At 41.4% G+C, this 18,077-nt stretch carries 12 protein-coding genes; 11 read left to right on the forward strand and 1 reads right to left on the reverse strand.

The features are described 5' to 3' along the window. The first annotated feature begins 115 nt into the window (after window positions 1-115). The 6 genes from ICL16_RS23290 to ICL16_RS23315 all read left to right on the forward strand — a co-directional run bounded on the left by ICL16_RS23290 (window position 116) and on the right by ICL16_RS23315 (window position 8,411). Window positions 116-1,411, forward strand: coding sequence for a hypothetical protein (locus ICL16_RS23290; protein ID WP_190832494.1), 1,296 nt, complete (start codon window positions 116-118; stop codon window positions 1,409-1,411). Between the two features lie 25 nt (window positions 1,412-1,436). Further along, complete coding sequence (locus tag ICL16_RS23295; RefSeq protein ID WP_238360912.1) at window positions 1,437-2,819, forward strand: DUF2079 domain-containing protein; 1,383 nt, start codon at window positions 1,437-1,439, stop codon at window positions 2,817-2,819. Further along, on the forward strand, window positions 2,812-4,215 hold the full coding sequence (locus ICL16_RS23300; RefSeq protein WP_190832496.1) for a mannosyltransferase: 1,404 nt from the start codon (window positions 2,812-2,814) through the stop codon (window positions 4,213-4,215). Before ICL16_RS23295 ends, ICL16_RS23300 begins: the two co-directional genes overlap by 8 nt. 21 nt (window positions 4,216-4,236) lie before the next feature. Beyond that, complete coding sequence (locus tag ICL16_RS23305; RefSeq protein ID WP_190832499.1) at window positions 4,237-5,640, forward strand: DUF2079 domain-containing protein; 1,404 nt, start codon at window positions 4,237-4,239, stop codon at window positions 5,638-5,640. 97 nt (window positions 5,641-5,737) lie between these two features. Then, window positions 5,738-6,883 (forward strand): mannosyltransferase family protein, encoded by a 1,146-nt coding sequence (locus ICL16_RS23310; protein WP_238360913.1) that lies wholly within the window; start codon window positions 5,738-5,740, stop codon window positions 6,881-6,883. Window positions 6,884-7,496: 613 nt separating this feature from the next. Continuing rightward, on the forward strand, window positions 7,497-8,411 hold the full coding sequence (locus ICL16_RS23315) for a polysaccharide deacetylase family protein (RefSeq protein WP_190832501.1): 915 nt from the start codon (window positions 7,497-7,499) through the stop codon (window positions 8,409-8,411). Between the two features lie 103 nt (window positions 8,412-8,514). Here ICL16_RS23315 and ICL16_RS23320 read toward each other — a convergent pair whose 3' ends face one another. Next, a complete protein-coding gene (locus ICL16_RS23320) occupies window positions 8,515-13,266 on the reverse strand; it encodes a glutamate synthase-related protein (RefSeq protein ID WP_190832504.1) in 4,752 nt (1,583 codons plus the stop codon). Window positions 13,267-13,863: 597 nt separating this feature from the next. On the opposite strand from ICL16_RS23320, the gene ICL16_RS23325 reads away from it, so the two are divergent. The 5 genes from ICL16_RS23325 to rpsG all read left to right on the forward strand — a co-directional run bounded on the left by ICL16_RS23325 (window position 13,864) and on the right by rpsG (window position 18,053). Beyond that, window positions 13,864-15,771: a phosphodiester glycosidase family protein gene (locus tag ICL16_RS23325; RefSeq protein ID WP_190832506.1), complete on the forward strand. Its 1,908-nt coding sequence runs from the start codon at window positions 13,864-13,866 to the stop codon at window positions 15,769-15,771. Between the two features lie 228 nt (window positions 15,772-15,999). Then, window positions 16,000-16,428, forward strand: coding sequence for a phosphomannose isomerase type II C-terminal cupin domain (locus tag ICL16_RS23330; protein WP_190832508.1), 429 nt, complete (start codon window positions 16,000-16,002; stop codon window positions 16,426-16,428). Between the two features lie 175 nt (window positions 16,429-16,603). Beyond that, a complete protein-coding gene (locus tag ICL16_RS23335; RefSeq protein WP_190832511.1) occupies window positions 16,604-16,930 on the forward strand; it encodes a HesB/IscA family protein in 327 nt (108 codons plus the stop codon). An 80-nt stretch (window positions 16,931-17,010) separates the two neighbouring features. Further along, a complete protein-coding gene (gene rpsL, locus ICL16_RS23340; RefSeq protein WP_190832513.1) occupies window positions 17,011-17,391 on the forward strand; it encodes a 30S ribosomal protein S12 in 381 nt (126 codons plus the stop codon). 191 nt (window positions 17,392-17,582) lie between these two features. Beyond that, complete coding sequence (rpsG, locus tag ICL16_RS23345; protein ID WP_190832515.1) at window positions 17,583-18,053, forward strand: 30S ribosomal protein S7; 471 nt, start codon at window positions 17,583-17,585, stop codon at window positions 18,051-18,053. The last annotated feature ends 24 nt before the right edge of the window (window positions 18,054-18,077 follow it).

Consider the following 18,077-nt stretch of genomic DNA (forward strand, 5'->3'; position numbering starts at 1 on the left):
GCCCTTAAAATATTTGCATTGAACGCTAAAGCGCTCACTACGAACATAAGCGTGTATTTCACATTTAATTTCATCTACTTACTTGTAGCAAGTAGTAATTTTACTCCTGTTTAAAATGATTGATTATAAAAAGCTGGAAATCAAAAATTATCAAGACACAAAGATTATTTTCCCGGTAATAATGTGGCTATCTAGCCGAGTTGCGATCGCTATTACCATCTTGTTCATTGCTCCTTTACTTCCGGCTCCACCTGATGGTGCGGCGGCGATGTTTAACTGGAGAGCTTTCTCAGAATGGGATAGTATTTGGTATCAAAAAATAGTAACTGTCGGTTACGATTATGCACCGGATGGGAAGGAACATTCTATTGCATTTTTCCCGTTATTTCCTTTACTCATCTACATAGTTATGTCGTTTGGCTTGAGGTTTGAAGCGGCTGGTATGTTGGTGAATAATCTAGCATTTTTAGCTGCTTTGATTGTTCTGTATTTTTGGGTTGAGGAGCGTTATGGTAAAAGTGCAGCTAGGTGGGCAACTGCTACTTTAGCATGGTGTCCTTATTCTCTTTACGGAACGATAATTTACACTGAAGGGCTGTTTTTATTATGTAGCACGGCGGCTTTACGTGCTTTTGATCGACATCAGCATATTAGGTTCGCTTTTTGGGGATCTTTAGCTACCGCAACGCGAGTGAGTGGAGCTATGCTTATACCTAGTTTTTTATTTGTGGCATGGAAGGAGCGCCGTGAGGTAAAAGCTTACGTTGCAAGTTGTGCTGCTGGTGGCGGTTTATTTCTTTTTAGTCTGTATTGCTTGATTAAATTTGGCGATCCTTTGGCATTCCTTCATGCACAGAAAGGTTGGCGCTCTTCTTTTGGGTTTGATGGGCAGGGCTGGTGGCAAATGCTGCTACAAATTGTCTTGGGGACAAAAGATATTAATAATTCTTTTCAACTGTGGCATCCACTGCTGTTTGCGATGATTGTCTGTAGTGCTTTTTTGTTATGGTACTTCCGTAGGCAACTGGGTGCCAAGATGCGCTATGGATTTTATCTGTTATGGATGTTGCTGTGGATCATCACTCGTAATCCTTTACCAGGTGAGCCATTTTCCTACGATCCGTTAGTTAAAATTGTACTCATTTTTGGTGGATTATTTTTGCTGTGGTTTTCACGCAATCAACTTCCTCTGGTTGCGGTTGTGTATGGCTTTTGCTCTTACGGTTTAATCCTCAATACCGGACTTACTCTTTCTGTTGAACGCTACGCTTATGGTATTGTATCTTTGGCGATCGCATTCGGGTTGCTGCTTGCTCGTTATCCACAATGGGGGTACGCGGTGATAGGCTTCTTCTCCCTGCCACTTTTGAGTTTGTGTATCCGATTTGCTCAGAAACTTTGGGTTGCCTAAAACGTCATTCCCAAAAAAACTCATTATGCCTAGTGTTATTGGTGGGATGATTGGCGTAAGTGCCTTAGTTTTATTTGTTTGTAGCAGCTTACGCCATCTTCTGTTTCAATCTACTGCTTGGGATTTAGGAATTTTTGACCAGGCTATTTATCTTATCAGTCAAGGGGAAAAACCAATATCTTCTTTTCTTGGTTTTCACATTCTCGGCGATCATGCTGCTTTGATTTTCTATCCTTTGGCGGTACTTTACAAGATCTACCCTAGTGTTTATTGGTTATTCGCTCTTCAAGCTGCTGCTTTGGCGTTGGGAGCTTTGCCGATTTACTACTTAGCAAGACAAGCTGGGTTGAAGGATAATCTTGGTGTAGCTGTTGCCGCTGCTTACTTGTTGTATCCACTAGTTTTTAATATCAATTTGTTTGATTTTCACCCAGATGTCTTGGCTGTACCATTACTGTTGACGGCGGTATGGGCGGCGAGGGGGGGACGCATTTGGTTGTTTTGTGTGAGTATCTTCTTGGTATTCGTTTGTAAAGAGGTTTTATCTTTAACAGTCGTGGCGCTGGGATGTTTGCTGGTATTTGAGAAACGACGTTTGTATGGTGCGATCGCAATTTTCTCTGGGATCGCCTGGTTTATAATTGCGACTAAAGGTATCATCCCTTATTTTGGTGGTACTGGTGCGTCGGTAGAGCGTCATATTTCTCGGTATAGCTATCTGGGGAAATCTTTTCCGGAAATCTTTAAAAATTTGCTTTTCCACCCAGATATCTTGTTGGGTAAACTTTTTTCAGTAGATAACCTTTTCTATTTAGTTTTACTGCTAGTACCTGTAATTTGGGGATTTTCACGACAAGGAATCACGCCTTTGCTCGGTGCTATTCCTGCTTTGGCGCTTAACCTTTTAGCTGAGGATAGGTTGCAAAAAGATTTAATCCACCAATATTCTCTACCAATTCTACCATTTTTATTTTTGGTGGTAATTCAAAGTTTTGCCGCCAAGCTTGGATGGTTGAGGCACAAACGTGCGATTATCTTATGGTGTTTGGTGACGTTTTTAGCTTTGGCAAAGTTTGGTTATTTTTGGTCGAGATACTTAGTACCTATAGATACTTTGCAAGCTACTCGTGATGCGATCGCACTCGTACAAACTAAAGGAAGTGTTCTTACCACAGCAGAAATTGCCCCTCATTTAAGTCAGAGAAAACTGATTAATTTGACAAATGCTAACTCTCCACCAGTAAATTATAGTGCCTTTGATTATATATTACTCAACGTGCGTCATCCTGGATGGTCAAGTAATCAAGAATTTGCTACAAAAGCGGCAAATCAACTCAAAAGCCAGCCAGAATTTAAGTTGAGCTATCAGCGTGACGATGTGTATTTGTTTATGAAGAAGAATGACTAAAAAAAGAATAATCATTACAGCTATACCTTTAATTATTTGTGGCGCATTTATTTTGTGTGCTGCCGTAGGTATGCTGATATCTCCCGAAGCTTTCCACAAATTCTTTTCGCCAATACGATTATCTACCGAAATTCCTGCCGTGCTTTCGCAAAGTTACTACTGGGATGTAGAACTATACGCCTACAAAGCTATAAATCCTATTTGTGACGCTTTCTATCCACTTTGGCCTTTAATCATTCGGACATTGTTCCATCCTCAAACTATAGAACAAGCTGCACACTACTTTGTCATCGTCGCCACTATTTTATTCTTTATTTCAACTTTCTTATTATTTTGGGTATTTAAAAAAGGATTAGAACGCATAAATTTAGCTTTTTTATTAGTTTTAGCTTATACTGTTAACCCGATGGCTATTTTCCGTGTGATTGGGTACACAGAAAGCTTATTCGCCACCCTAAGTACCCTACTTATCTGGATTTGCCTACCGCAATCAAAACTTAATCAAAATCTGAAACTTTTACTTATTTTCCCCATCACATTTTTGATGGCTTTAACTCGTCCAGTATTGATACAAATATTATTTTCTAGCACAGCCGCCCTGGCAACAATCTTTATTTTTGAAATTTTACAGAGCAAAACATTTGCAAATACCCCTCCACCACCCCCTCTGCCCACGCAAAGTTTATTGCCCACCCCCCCAAGGGGGGGTTTGGGGGTTGGGGGGTTCAATTCTGATCTAAAAACAACTCTTACCATCTGGATATCATCCATACTAGGATATTCTCTGTACGGAAGCTTCTGTTTAAAAACTAGAGGTAACTTTTTTGCTCCTTTTCTCGATCAGAAATCCTGGAGTAAAAAATTTGGATTACACGTAGAACTATTATTTTACCCTAAATCATTATTCTTCGACCTATTAGGACTCTATCTACCCTTAATCATTTTATGCTTATCACTTACATTTATTTACTTCAAAATTATTCAACGCGAACCATACATATACAAACCTAAATCTATATTCTGGAGCATATTATTCCTTTACCCACCCTTACTCATTATTTTATACGCTTTTCAATTTATCAAACGGCAAAAACTAAAACTAGATAAGCTGATAACATCAGATTACACTTACAGCTTATCTAAAAACTATATCTTTTGGTTTTGCGTCTACTTTGCTGCCATTCACTCTATTATTGTAATATTCACACAAGACCGTCTATATAGTCTAGCTAGATTTATATTCGCATTACCTTACTTTTTCCTCGCAGTTGGATATATATATCGTTGTATTCTCGACGCAACCAAATACAAAACCCTGCTATTATTCATTGTAATCTCAGCCATCACTTTAGTCAAACAATGGATTAATTACGGTCAAGATAAATGGCTTGGTTGAAGGAGACAGGAGACAGGAGGGATGAGCAAAAAACTCGGTAATCTTAATACCATAAACTTAATAATAGGTGTGAGTGCTTTAATCTTATTCACCTGTAGCACAGTAAAACACCTTCTTTTTAAATCAACCGCCTTAGACTTAGCAATTTTCGATCAAGTAGTTTACTTAATCAGTCAAGGAGAAAAACCAATATCTTCTTTAATTGGTTTTCACATTCTTGGCGATCATGCCGCTTGGATTTTTTACCCATTAGCTGTACTATACAAAATCTACCCTAGTGTTTATTGGCTATTTGCTGTACAAGCAGTAGCTTTAGCGTTAGGTGCTTTGCCCATCTATCAGCTAGCGCAACAAGCAGGATTAAAGCAGAATCTTGGAATAGCAGTAGCCGCAGCTTACTTGTTATACCCACTAGTATTCAACATCAGTTTGTTTGATTTTCACCCAGATGTCATTGCTGTACCAGCACTATTGACGGCGGTGTGGGCGACAAGAGCAAGAAAAATTGGCTGGTTTTGTGTCAGTATTATCTTGGTGTTTGGGTGTAAGGCGGTATTATCTTTAACAGTTGCTGCACTGGGGGTTTGGCTGCTGGTATTTGAGCAGCGACGTTTGTATGGTGCGATCGCACTACTTTCCGGGATCGCTTGGTTTATAATTGCGACGAAGGGGATTATTCCTTATTTTGGTGGATCTGCTGCGTCAGTGGATCGTCATATTTATAGATATAGCTATCTGGGAAACTCGTTTCCAGAAATGATTAAAAATTTCCTCTTCCACCCAGGAATTGTTTTGGGAAAAGTTTTTTCTTTAGCGAACCTGGAATATTTAATTCTGCTGGTAGCACCTGTAATTTGGAGCTTTTCACTTGCACAAATGACGCCTTTGATCGCTGCGATTCCTACTTTGGTAATCAATATTCTTGCTGACTACCGCCCACAGAAAGATTTAATTCACCAGTATTCTTTATCAATTATACCATTTTTATTTTTAGTTGTCATTAATAGCCTTGCCGCAGGACGGGGATGGTTCAAACACAAACGTGCCATCATATTATGGTCGTTAGTAGCGTTTTTAGCTTTAGCTAAATATGGTCATTTTGGCGGAAAGTATCTGTCATCTCTAGATACTTGGCAAGCTACTCGTGAGGCGATCGCACTTGTAAAACCGGAAGCAAATGTTCTTACCTTAGATGAAACTGCTCCACATTTAAGCCAGAGAAAAGTTATTAATTTGCTATCTCCCGAAACTCCCGAAATTGATTTTGCTAAATTCGATTATATATTACTAAATACCCGCCATACCTTTTCACGGGCGCATAAAAAATTAGCTATTAATTACGTAACCCAACTAAAAAATCATCCAAAATTTAAGTCAATCTTTCATCGCAATGATGTTTACCTATTTGAGAAATCAGCTTCATAAGATTCCTCAGATACCCGACTTCTTTAAGAAGTCGGGTATCTGGTTATTTTACCCCCTGATAATGTGGCTATCGAGCCGCGCCTTTATATGCATAATTATGTTGTTAATTGCTCCCAACCAAGGGTGGCATGTTTTTTCAGCTTGGGATAGTACCTTCTACGAAAGAATAGCAACTGACGGTTACGATCGCTTAATAATCGAGCAAAAACAACCTGTATTTATTGTCTTCTTCCCCTTACTACCTTTATTTACCCGCACATTAATGACCTTTGGCTTACCTTGGACAGTAGCAGGTACATTGGTCAACAACATAGCTTTTTTAGGAGCGCTACTAGTATTGTACGCTTGGATGAACGAGCGGCATGGAAGTAGCACAGCAAGATGGACAACAGCAGTGTTAGCGTGGTGTCCTTTATCTTTATTTGGCACAGTCATTTATGCAGAAGGACTGTACCTCTTATTTAGTACAGCGGCTTTAAAAGCTTTTGATCAAAAACAGTATACTCAAACAGCACTTTGGGGTGCATTAGCCACTGCAACACGTCCTACCGGGATCGCGTTAATACTTGCTTTTTTGCTTGTGGCGGGGATTGAACGTAGAGGTGTGAAAGCTTATATTGCCAGTTGTGCTTCAGGTAGCGGTTTATTTGTATTTAGCCTATATTGCCACATCAAACTTGGTGATGCTTTGGCTTTCCTCCATGCCCAGAAAGCGTGGCGTCCTTCATTGGGTATTGATTGGCTAGATTGGTTGAAAATGCTGATGCAAATTGTAGTCGGTACAACTAATTGGAAGTACGGCTACATTAAAGATCCTTGGCATCCACTGCTATTCGTGATTATTGTTGGCAGTGGTTATTTATTATGGCACTTTCGCCAAAAATTGGGTAATGCCAAGCTAGAATACGGTTTTATCTGCTTAGCTTTATTTTTATGGCTGTTGGCTGGCGATCCCTTAACCAATGTTGTGATGATTTTTGGTGGTCTTTATCTATTATGGCGATTACGTACTGAACTTAGCCCAATTACCTTAGTCTATGGTTATTGCGGTATTGGTCTACTGCTAGCATCTGGAAGTACTATCTCCCTAAATCGCCTAACTTATGGTATCGTGTCAGTGTCGATCGCACTTGGTTTACTACTTGCTCGTCATTCGCGTTGGAGATACCCAGTTATGGGCTTATTTTCCATATTACTAGCAAGCTTTGCTGTGCGATTTGCGCAAAAGTTATGGGTTGCTTAGATTAAACTCCCCACTACTTTTCAGTGTTTACACGGTAGACGTTAGTATTTGAGATTAACGTTAATAGTGTGGTAAGTATAATTTTTTTACCGAAAAAAGTGCCAACAGTAGCTTTACTTAAGCTGTAAGTACTTATAGGTATCATTATGCAAAATAGATGACATGGCTATTAATTTTTTAATGGAGAATATCTGGATTATTGATTAAATATGGTGTAGTAAGGAGAAACTCTCGGAATGTGATTTACGTCTAGTGAAAAAGTTTGTCGTGTAAAAATTTAATATTTTTTTAAATGAATGAATAAAATTAAGCAGTACAATGTAGCTGGTCAACAAAAAGACTAATTTTTCGTATTAATTGATAGTATCATACTGTGTACGATAGGTTAATCATTAAACGCCTATTTACCGATGATCAGCAATGGCGATAAAAACCAAAGAATTTAAGCTTTGGATGTAATCTAATTACCTATTAAAATTGCTAAATTTCTGTTAATCTAGGGTAAATTTCCGGATTAACAGAGAATAATTAAGTATCTGATTCCTACGAAAACTGTATTAGAACTTATTATCAGGTTTATGACTTACGGTGAAACCCGTTGAGGATCTGTGTCGTGGAAAATCATAAATCGTTCGCATGGCCGCAGGGAATATTATTTGCACTCACTGCTTTATGTGGTAGTTTAACCCTTGGTTTAATTTTACCAATAAATCCCAATACCATAGAGGCTCAGACAAAACCAAGTACAAATCCAAAAATTATCGCCGCTCAAACACAAACAGCACAACGGATTGAAAAACTAAAGGCGGCGCTTTTGACGACTTGGCAGCAAGAAGCAAAAGCTAAAGGTTTTGGCTACTTTTTACCAACACGCTTTCAAGGAGCAACAATTGTACAAGCAAAACTAAGTAAACCAGAGAAAGTAATTGCTCTCACCTTTGATGATGGTCCTTGGGCTGGAACTACAGCACAGGTGTTAGATATACTGAAGAAAAATAACATCAAAGGCACATTTTTTGTTGTTGGGCAAAACTTAAAAGAGCATCCAGAAGTAACCAAGCGAATAGTGACAGAAGGTCATGCTATTGGTAATCATACTTGGCATCACTGGTATCACTATATGAATCCACAAGCAGCTGCCTTTGAGATAGAACGCACAACAGACCAAATCTATCAGATCACAGGGGTGAGAACAAATTTGTTCCGCCCACCAGGTGGAAAGATGCACAACGGGGTAGCTGATTACGCCAGAAACAAAAAGTACGCGACTATAATGTGGTCATCGGATTCCATAGATTATAGCCGTCCCGGAGTGCCAAGGTTAATTAATAATGTGATGAGAGCGGCAAGCCCTGGTGGGATAGTTCTCCTACATGATGGCGGTGGAAACCGTTCCAACACTGTACAAGCTTTACCAGAGATTATTAATAAATTTAGAAAACAAGGATATCGCTTTGTTACGATCCCAGAACTTCTAGAAATGCAAGATAAAGACGATCAAAAAGCGATCGCCGCTAGAAAGAAATAAAGCTCTCAAAGCAGGATAATTAAACCACAGATAAACACAGATAATCCAGTTTCATCTGTGTTTATCTGTGTCCATCTGTGGTTCTTATTTAATTAGTTAACGACTAAGGACTCACAAGCTGTTTTTCTTCTACAGCTTGGGGATTTACCTCTGGACTATCAACCTCAGAAGGTGGAACTAGTTGCCAGAATTTGGGTAAAAACTCTTGCCAAGATTGCAGGATCATCTTAGCTTTTGATGAACCAGTACGTTCCCCATGAACTTTAATTAAATCATGCAGTTGCTGTTCTCCTGCCTTGGTAATTACCCTTTGAAATTTAACATCGCGGTTGACTAACTCAGGAAACCCACCATCTTCATCTAAGAAGTAAGCAAGTCCACCAGTCATCCCTGCTGCTACATTGCGTCCTACTTTACCCAAGACAACAACCACACCGCCAGTCATGTATTCACAGCAATGATCCCCGGCTCCTTCAATTACCGCCATTCCTTTGGAATTACGCACAGCAAAGCGTTCTCCAGCTAAACCGTTAGCAAACAAGACACCTCCAGTAGCTCCGTAGAGACAGGTATTGCCAATGATCACATTTTGTGCTGGGTCATAAGTAGCTTTATGACATGGTTTGATGATAATTTCCCCACCATTCATCCCCTTACCCACGTAGTCGTTGGCTTCTCCTTCTAGTGTCAAAATCATTCCTGGGAGATTGAATGCACCAAAACTTTGTCCTACACTGCCTTTGAAGTGGAGGTTAATTTGCCCTTCAAAGCCGTTATCGCCGTACTTAGATGCAATTACCCCAGCTAAACGAGTGCCAATTGTTCTATCGGTATTGACAACTTTCCAAGTCTTGGTAACAGTAGAATGGTTACTAATCGCTGCTTGAATGTCGGGATCGGCAAGTAATTGATCGTCTAAAACTGCGCCGTTACTGTGGACTTGTTCGTGCTGTAGCCAACTGCGGTTTTCTCTAGTATCTGGTAGCTGAACTAAGCAGTCAAGGTTGAGTGATTGTGTCTTGGTTAAATGTACGTCCTCACGCATTTTCAACAAGTCAGCACGCCCCATTATATCTGACAACTGACGATAACCAAGTTTTGCTAACAGACTACGTACTTCTTCAGCTATGAAGTAGAAGAAGTTGACGACGTGTTCGGGGATGCCTTTAAACCGCTCGCGCAGTTCTTCTTTTTGAGAGGCGACACCTACTGGACAGTTGTTGGTGTGGCAAATTCGTGCCATGATACAACCTTCGGCAATCATCGCGATGGAGCCAAAGCCAAATTCTTCTGCGCCCATCAAGGCACCCATTACCACATCCCAACCACTCTTGAAGCCACCATCTACACGCAATATTACGCGATCGCGCAAACTATTTTTCATCAACAAGCGATGCACTTCGGTTAATCCCAGTTCCCACGGTGAACCTGCATGTTTAATTGATGACAGCGGTGATGCGCCTGTACCACCATCATGACCGGAAATTTGGATAATATCAGCGTTAGCTTTTGCTACACCAGCAGCAATGGTACCGATGCCAATTTCCGCTACTAGCTTCACTGATACCTGTGCTTGGGGGTTGATTTGGTGCAAGTCAAAGATTAACTGCGCCAAGTCTTCTATAGAATAGATATCGTGGTGCGGTGGTGGTGAAATTAAGGTGACACCAGGTTTGGAGCGCCGCAACATGGCAATGTAGGGGCTAACCTTTTTCCCTGGTAGTTGCCCACCTTCTCCTGGTTTTGCCCCTTGAGCGATTTTGATTTCAATTTGTTTTGCGCTCATCAAGTACTCTGGTGTGACACCAAAGCGCCCCGATGCAACTTGCTTAATTGCACTAGTTGCTCGATCGCCATTGCGCAAACCTTTTAAATGGGGCAAAGTGGGCGAGTAACCAGAACTATCCACATCATCTAAGACTTGATAACGTACTGGATCTTCGCCACCTTCACCCGAGTTAGATTTACCCCCAATGCGGTTCATGGCGATCGCCAGAGTTTCGTGTGCTTCTCGCGACAACGCTCCTAAGGACATTCCCCCAGTACAGAAACGCTTCACAATCTCGCTGACTGGTTCCACTTCTTCAATTGGAATGGGTGAGCGATCGCTTTGTAAATCCAGCAAATCGCGTAAAGCCGTTACTGGTCTATTTTCCAAATACTTCTTGTATACTTCATAGTGATCGTATTTCTTCCCATCCACAGCTTTATGCAAAGCCTTCGCCAATTCTGGGCTGTTCATATGATACTCGCCCCCAGGACGGTAATTAACAAAGCCCAAATTTTCTAACTTCTTCGTCGTTAATTCTGGGAAAGCCTTACTGTGGATCGAAAGTACTTCTTGTGCTAGTTCTTTTGTACTAATGCCGCCGACACGGGAAATAGTGCCATAGAATCCCAAATCCAATAAATCCTTACCAATGCCAATCGCTTCAAAAATTTGCGCTCCTTGGTAACTCGAAAGCAGAGAAATTCCCATCTTCGAGAGAATTTTGAGCAAACCACCTTCCACCGCTTTGCGATAGTTAGTAAAAGCTTGCTCTAAACTCATGGCAGTAATTTTACCCCGCTCCATGAACTGCTGAGTTTTCGGATCTTGCCACCAATCACGCACAGTTTCCAGCGCCATATAAGGACATACTGCCGCCGCACCATAACCAATCAAACAAGCAAAATGATGAGTACTCCAACATTGAGCCGTATCCACAACCAAAGACACCTTCATTCGCAATCCCTCACGAATCAAGTGGTGGTGTACAGCACCCACAGCCAACAACGGTGGAATATAAGTATACTCAGTACCAATTCCCTCGCCTTCAGTACCCCCCTTGATAAGGGGAGCCAGCGCTGCATCCGGGTTTCCCGACAGAGGCGTCTGGCGTTGGGTAGGGGGGTTCCTATCGCTCAATATCAAAATCTTCGCACCCGCCCGTACTGATTCCGCTGCTTGTGCCTGCAAATACTCTACAGCAGCTTTCAACCCTTCTGGACCATTAGCAATTTCAAACAAAGTTGACAATTGTGCCGTAGCAAAACCTGAATGCTTAATAGCCGACAAATCCTTACTAAAAACCAGCGGCGATGCTAACTTAATTTTCTTAGCATATTCTGGCAAAGGAAGCAACAAATTACCCCGTTCACCCAATGTAACAGTCAGCGACATCACCAAACTTTCCCGTAAAGGATCAATCGCCGGGTTAGTTACTTGAGCAAAGCGCTGTTTGAAATAGTCATACAGTAGATGGGGTTTTCCTGACAGTACAGCTAAAGGAATATCATCACCCATACAGAAAGTTGGCTCTTTACCTTCTATCGCCATTGGCTGAATCACCATTTCCACATCTTCCCCGGTGTAGCCAAAGGCGATTTGTTGACGCAGCAAGGTTTGTCTGTCAATTGTCAATTGTCCTTTGTCAATTGTCCTTTGTCCGTTGCCGTTTTCTAATGACGAATGACTGATAACCAATGACGAATTAAGTTCCTGACAGTACTCGCTCAACCATTCCCCGTATGGTAGCTTCGCTGCCACACGCTGCTTAATTTCCCAATTCTTCAGTATTTCATGGGTTTCTAAATCCACGGCAATCATTTGCCCTGGTCCGAGCCTACCCTTCTCAAGGATGTCAGCTTCAGCAAAGTCTACCACACCTGCTTCTGAAGCTACCACAATGTAACCATCTTTAGTAATAACATAACGGGCTGGTCTTAAACCATTGCGATCTAATGTTGCGCCAACTTTTTGCCCATCGCCGAACACCAAAAGCGCCGGTCCGTCCCAAGCTTCTTGTAACCCGCTATAGTATTCGTAGAAATCTATAATTTCTGGGTAATCACGTAAAGAAGGTTGATTTTGGTATGCCTCTGGAACCATAATCATTAAAGCTTCTTCATGACTGCGTCCAGAGCGCACGAGTAACTCAAACACGTTATCTAGTGTAGCTGAGTCACTATTATTAACATGAACAAATGGTTTGAGTTCATCCAAGCGCTCTCCCCACACCGGATGACTAACACTTGCTTCTCGTGCCATCATCCAGTTGATGTTACCCAACACGGTATTAATTTCACCATTATGACCTAAAAGCCGCATTGGTTGAGCTAAAGGCCATTTGGGCAGGGTGTTAGTACTAAAGCGGCGATGATAAACAGCAAAAGCACTTTTATACAGAGGATTTTTTAAATCCTGGTAAAAGTCTCCTAATACTGCCGATCGCACCATGCCTTTGTAGACAATTGTACGGTGTGAGAAAGAGCAGATGTAAAATTCTTCTGACCAATCGCTGTTGAGCAAATCACGGAAAGCTTTACCAATGCGACGACGAGTGATATACAGATGTCGTTCTAATTCCTCACCACTTTTATCTTGTGCGGCGACAAAAACTTGCTCAATCTGGGGTTGATTTTCTCTCGCTTGTACCCCTAATATATTAGACTGCACTGGTACTACTCGCCAGCCCAGTACAGTTAAATTTTCGCTACTTGCTACTTGCTCAACTGTTGCCCTAGCTTTTTGCGCAGCTTCTGGGTCTTGAGGTAAAAATAACATACCCACAGCTACGTTTTCTGTTGCGGATAGTTGTATTCCCTGTGCCGCTAAATCTTGTTGGAACAAATCCCAAGGAATTGCGCTCAATATACCTGCGCCATCTCCTGAGTCTTGATCCGCACTACAACCACCTCTGTGCTCTAAGCAAGATAAAGCTACCAAGGCTCTGGCGACAATTTTATGGCTGGCAATGTTTTGGTAATGGGCGATAAAACCCACACCACAAGCGTCTCTTTCTTCTACTAACCACCTCTGCCCTTGTTCAATACTATCTGTTGTCTGTTCTTGATGCATCCGTTTGTGATTCATATACCATCCCTGACGTTGTGAAGTTAGCAATTTTGCTACTGAAGAGAAAAAAGAATAGCCAAAATTTAGGGAAAAAAAATTTTAACGTCGGGCTGCACATCTGTTTCACCCGTGTTAAAATTAGCCTTGTATTTTTTATGTGTTTATGCTGAGTCAGACAAATCACTTTTGTCTTACGCATTTTTTATTCGTGTCTTGCTTTCTGTGCCAATTTTTTTCCCTGATGAAAAGCTAAGTTCGAGATTTTCGCCGTCTAGACTCACCTAAAAAACTCAATTTAAATTACAAAAATATTTATTCCGATTTCCCAATAAAGCCAGAGTATTACATTAAGTACAATTTGACAATATTCGTCTTTGTTTTTAGTGGTGCTAAGTGCGCACTTAGCGCTACTACGAACCCATTGAAATTCTTTTGACTTACTAGGTAGGATTAATGATAAATTTTTTTGTTTATTTTTACAACAAGCAAAGATTCTTTATATACATTATCACGTTATAGTTCAAAACTTAGGTCATAAATCTTTGATATTGTCCAAAAAATTCAGTTAACGCGGCTTTCAAGCGATCGTTGTTACGCATTTCTCAACAAATTTCAATGAAAATACATAATTGGCAACAACAGTATCAAAGTACTTTTGCTTCACGAGGCAAGAGTAAGTTGATCAAAGTTATGGGATTAGCAGTACTTTCGCTAGTACTGTGTTTAATTGTGACTACTTATACTAATAGTAGCACAAAACTATTAGCAGAAACTAACCAGAAGGAATATTCTGTATCGGGAGTAATATCCGCAGGTAATCAAATTTCTCTCAATGGTCGCACTTACTCTGGGGCTTGGCTTGTTCGTCGGACTACAAATGCTTCTTTAAAAACTTATCTGAGTGATGGAGTAATTAGCCAATTAATGGGGGTAGATTTACTCGACAGCAATCATCCAAACCAACAACAAGTAAAGTGGTTTTCATCACCTCAAAGTTCCGTACTATTAGCAAGTATATTGGCTGGTGGATATCGCTATTTAGATATTTCTCCTTTAACACAAACAGCAGCATGGCAACTACAAGTATATGGCGATACCTTAGTAATTTCTACTCCAACTGCCAAAGTGGTGGACATCAATGATAATAAGCAAGATTTGAGTAGCATAGTCGTAACCTTAGATCGTCCAGTATCTTGGCAAGTTAGTCAACAGGGGAGCAGGGGAGTCGGGGAGTCGGAGAATGAGGGGGGGTTTTCAGTACCACGGAAAGATTGGGCGATCTCCATAGATGGTATAGCCGATCCTTCAGTGCTTCAACGCTATAATCCGCTTACAGACGTTCCGGCGGAACGTCTCTACCTAATTAAACAGGTACAGGTAATCAACAACCAAACAATTATTCATCTTTCGGTTCCGGTTGGTTTGTCTGTTCGCGTCAGTAGTTTAGCCAACCCCAATCGCCTCATCATTGATATTCGAGCGGATACTCTAGTACAACGTTCAATCACCTGGGCATCGGGATTACGTTGGCAACAGCAGTATCGTACCTTAAATCAGGAACGCTTTGCGGTGGTGTGGTTAGAAATTAATCCTCGTACTTCTGGACTAAAGTTGAAACCGATTTGGACGCAAGAAGATACTTTGGTAGGAACAGCACCAATAATTCAAACTGCACAAAAAACAGGGGCTTACGCCGCAATTAACGGTGGTTATTTTAATCGGAACAATCGCTTACCTTTGGGAGCAATTCGTCGCGATGGACAATGGTTGTCAAGTCCGATTTTAAATCGAGGGGCGATCGCTTGGAATGATGCAGGACAGTTTTACATTGCCCGTTTAGTCTGGCAAGAAACTTTAATTGGGGCAAATAATTTACAACTGCCGATTTCAAATCTCAATAGCGGCTACGTTCAAAGTGGCCTTGCCCGTTATACTCCTAGTTGGGGAGTAACTTACACTCCTCTAACTGACAACGAAATTATCTTTGTGGTACAAAAAAACCAAGTTACCAATCAGTTACCAGGGGGTAAGGCAGGTGAAACGACTATTCCCATTCCACCAAATGGCTACCTGCTCACACTGCGTGGTAACACCACTGGTATAAACATGCCTATAGGCTCTTCTGTGCGCATTGTCAGTACTACCAATCCATCTGATTTTAGCCGTTACCCTCATATATTGGGCGCAGGACCAGTGTTACTTCTCAATCGTCAAATTGTCCTTGATGGCAAAGGCGAAAAATTCAACAATGCTTTTATTACTCAAAAAGCCATTCGTAGCGGTATTTGTACAACTGGAGCAGGAAATCTCATTATTGCTGCTGTACATAACCGTGTTGGTGGTGCAGGGCCAAATTTAGCAGAACACGCACAACTAATGCAGCAATTGGGATGTATCAATGCCTTAAATTTAGACGGTGGTAGTTCTACTAGCCTTTACTTGGGAGGACAACTACTTGATCGTTTTCCCAGTACTGCTGCTCGTATTCATAACGCGATCGGTATATTCCTACAACAGAAATAATTTTGAAGTTTACTTAATAGTTACCCTAGCTTTGATGAAGACTTTGTATAGACAAGGCATTTTTATTAGTAATTGATTACACCATAGTATGTGATGAGTGTTATGTTGGGCAGAGGTGGCATAAATTGCTAGTTCTCACGGTTGCAACATCACGCCATATTTTTCATCAATTGATCAGATTACTCAGTGTCTTAAGTGCATCGAAATCTTTACTAAAACGAGGTAACTATGGCTCAAATTCAAGAAGCAACACAAATTAACACATTGCCCCTACCCTCAAATGTTACACCCAAAGGCATTGCTGCTACAGAACTACGTCCTTGGGGTTCTTTTACAGTTTTGGAAGAAGGACGGGGATACAAAATTAAGCGCATCGAAGTTAAACCTGGGCATCGCCTCAGCCTACAAATGCACCATCACCGCAGCGAACACTGGATTGTTGTTTCTGGTACAGCTAGGGTAGTTTGTGGTGATTCAGAAGTACTACTCAAAAATAATCAATCAACCTATGTACCCCAATGTACAGCACATCGTCTCGAGAATCCTGGTGTGATTCCCTTGGTATTGATTGAAGTACAAAATGGCGAATACCTTGGCGAAGATGATATTATCCGCTACCAAGATGACTACGCTCGTACCGAAGGAAAAAAATCGTAGCTCGTCAATATCGAAAATTCGACACCCTAGAAGGGTGTCGCTAGACGTACAAAGCCTGCCTACGCAGGCTTTGTTTGATTATCCCCACATAAGCTTGGTGTGGGCGTATTGCACGCCAGCTACATACTTCCCTTTAACATATTAAAATAGGGTGTTTCCTTACTTGAAAATTTCTATGCTCAAACTGAGTCCAGAAGCCGCAAAAGAGATTGGGCGATTAAAATTAAAGCAGCCGGAAAACGTTTTGTTTCGATTGGCTGTTAAACCAGGCGGCTGTGCTGGATGGTTTTACGATATGTCTTTTGATGCGGCGATCGCAACTGACGACCAAATTTTTGATTGTCATGGTCTTCAGGTGATTATAGATCCAGAAAGTTTGAATTACCTTGATGGTCTACTCTTGGACTATTCTGAGGACTTGATGGGCGGTGGTTTTCGTTTTAATAACCCCATTGCCCACGCTAATTGTAGTTGTGGCAATTCATTTTCCATTATGACATAAAAGTTTGACAAAAATCAACTATAAGAGCTATAATTAGGATTTGTTAAAACTTAGACAACAAGCAGCAATGGCTGTAACTCATGCCAACCATACAGCAACTAATACGTAGTGAGCGCGAACTAGCGCGTCAGAAAACCAAGTCCCCAGCTCTAAAGCAATGCCCTCAACGTAGAGGGGTATGTACTAGGGTATACACAACAACACCGAAAAAGCCTAACTCAGCTCTGCGCAAAGTAGCAAGGGTAAGATTGACATCTGGATTTGAAGTTACGGCTTATATTCCAGGTATCGGTCACAACCTCCAAGAACACTCAGTAGTAATGATTCGCGGCGGTAGGGTTAAGGATTTACCCGGCGTGAGATATCACATCATCCGTGGCACATTAGATACAGCCGGAGTCAAAGACCGTAAGCAAGGACGTTCCAAATATGGAACTAAGCGTCCCAAAGCCAAGCAGTAAGCAAGCGTAATTAATCGAGCAAGTCCGCTCGGTTAATTGTGTCTGTGTCGGAAGGAGTGCAATTACTTTCAGCAGACAGCAAGCAGAAAAAAATTTAGGTTAAATTTGGAAAAGCTGATCGATGTGGAGTTGCCCCGGCGGGGCAGTTGTACAAATTGTCATAACGTTTCAAAGCAAAGTAAGGGTTAAGTATGTCTCGTCGTGGTATTGTTCAAAGGCGCCCTATTCCGCCTGACTCTGTATATAATAGTCGCTTGATTAGCATGATCATTCGCAGAATCATGCGTCATGGAAAAAAATCTTTGGCAACAAGGATTGTTTATGATGCCATGAAAACAATTGGCGAACGGACTGGTAACGATCCGATGGAAACTTTTGAAAGAGCAGTGCGCAATGCAACGCCTCTAGTAGAAGTTAAAGCCCGTCGTGTGGGTGGAGCAACTTACCAAGTACCAATGGAAGTGCGTACAGAAAGGGGTACAACCCTAGCGCTACGTTGGCTAGTACAGTTCTCTAGACAACGTCCAGGTCGTACAATGGCGAGTAGACTGGCAAATGAATTAATGGATGCAGCCAATGAATCTGGAAGTGCTATTCGTAAGCGGGAAGAAACGCACCGGATGGCAGAAGCAAACAAAGCATTTGCACATTATCGCTATTAATATTTGTAGAGACGTTCCGCCGGA

Source organism: Iningainema tapete BLCC-T55 (assembly GCF_014698965.1).
Classification (GTDB): Bacteria; Cyanobacteriota; Cyanobacteriia; order Cyanobacteriales; family Nostocaceae; genus Iningainema; species Iningainema tapete.

Excerpts from the sequence above, each read along its gene's own strand:
- ICL16_RS23290 (WP_190832494.1), top strand. The coding sequence starts at position 116 with ATGATTGATTATAAAAAGCTGGAAATCAAAAATTATCAAGACACAAAG.
- ICL16_RS23295 (WP_238360912.1), top strand. The coding sequence starts at position 1,437 with ATGCCTAGTGTTATTGGTGGGATGATTGGCGTAAGTGCCTTAGTTTTA.
- ICL16_RS23300 (WP_190832496.1), top strand. The coding sequence starts at position 2,812 with ATGACTAAAAAAAGAATAATCATTACAGCTATACCTTTAATTATTTGT.
- ICL16_RS23305 (WP_190832499.1), top strand. The coding sequence starts at position 4,237 with ATGAGCAAAAAACTCGGTAATCTTAATACCATAAACTTAATAATAGGT.
- ICL16_RS23310 (WP_238360913.1), top strand. The coding sequence starts at position 5,738 with ATGTTGTTAATTGCTCCCAACCAAGGGTGGCATGTTTTTTCAGCTTGG.
- ICL16_RS23320 (WP_190832504.1), bottom strand. The coding sequence starts at position 13,266 with ATGAATCACAAACGGATGCATCAAGAACAGACAACAGATAGTATTGAA.
- ICL16_RS23325 (WP_190832506.1), top strand. The coding sequence starts at position 13,864 with ATGAAAATACATAATTGGCAACAACAGTATCAAAGTACTTTTGCTTCA.
- ICL16_RS23330 (WP_190832508.1), top strand. The coding sequence starts at position 16,000 with ATGGCTCAAATTCAAGAAGCAACACAAATTAACACATTGCCCCTACCC.
- ICL16_RS23335 (WP_190832511.1), top strand. The coding sequence starts at position 16,604 with ATGCTCAAACTGAGTCCAGAAGCCGCAAAAGAGATTGGGCGATTAAAA.
- rpsL (WP_190832513.1), top strand. The coding sequence starts at position 17,011 with ATGCCAACCATACAGCAACTAATACGTAGTGAGCGCGAACTAGCGCGT.
- rpsG (WP_190832515.1), top strand. The coding sequence starts at position 17,583 with ATGTCTCGTCGTGGTATTGTTCAAAGGCGCCCTATTCCGCCTGACTCT.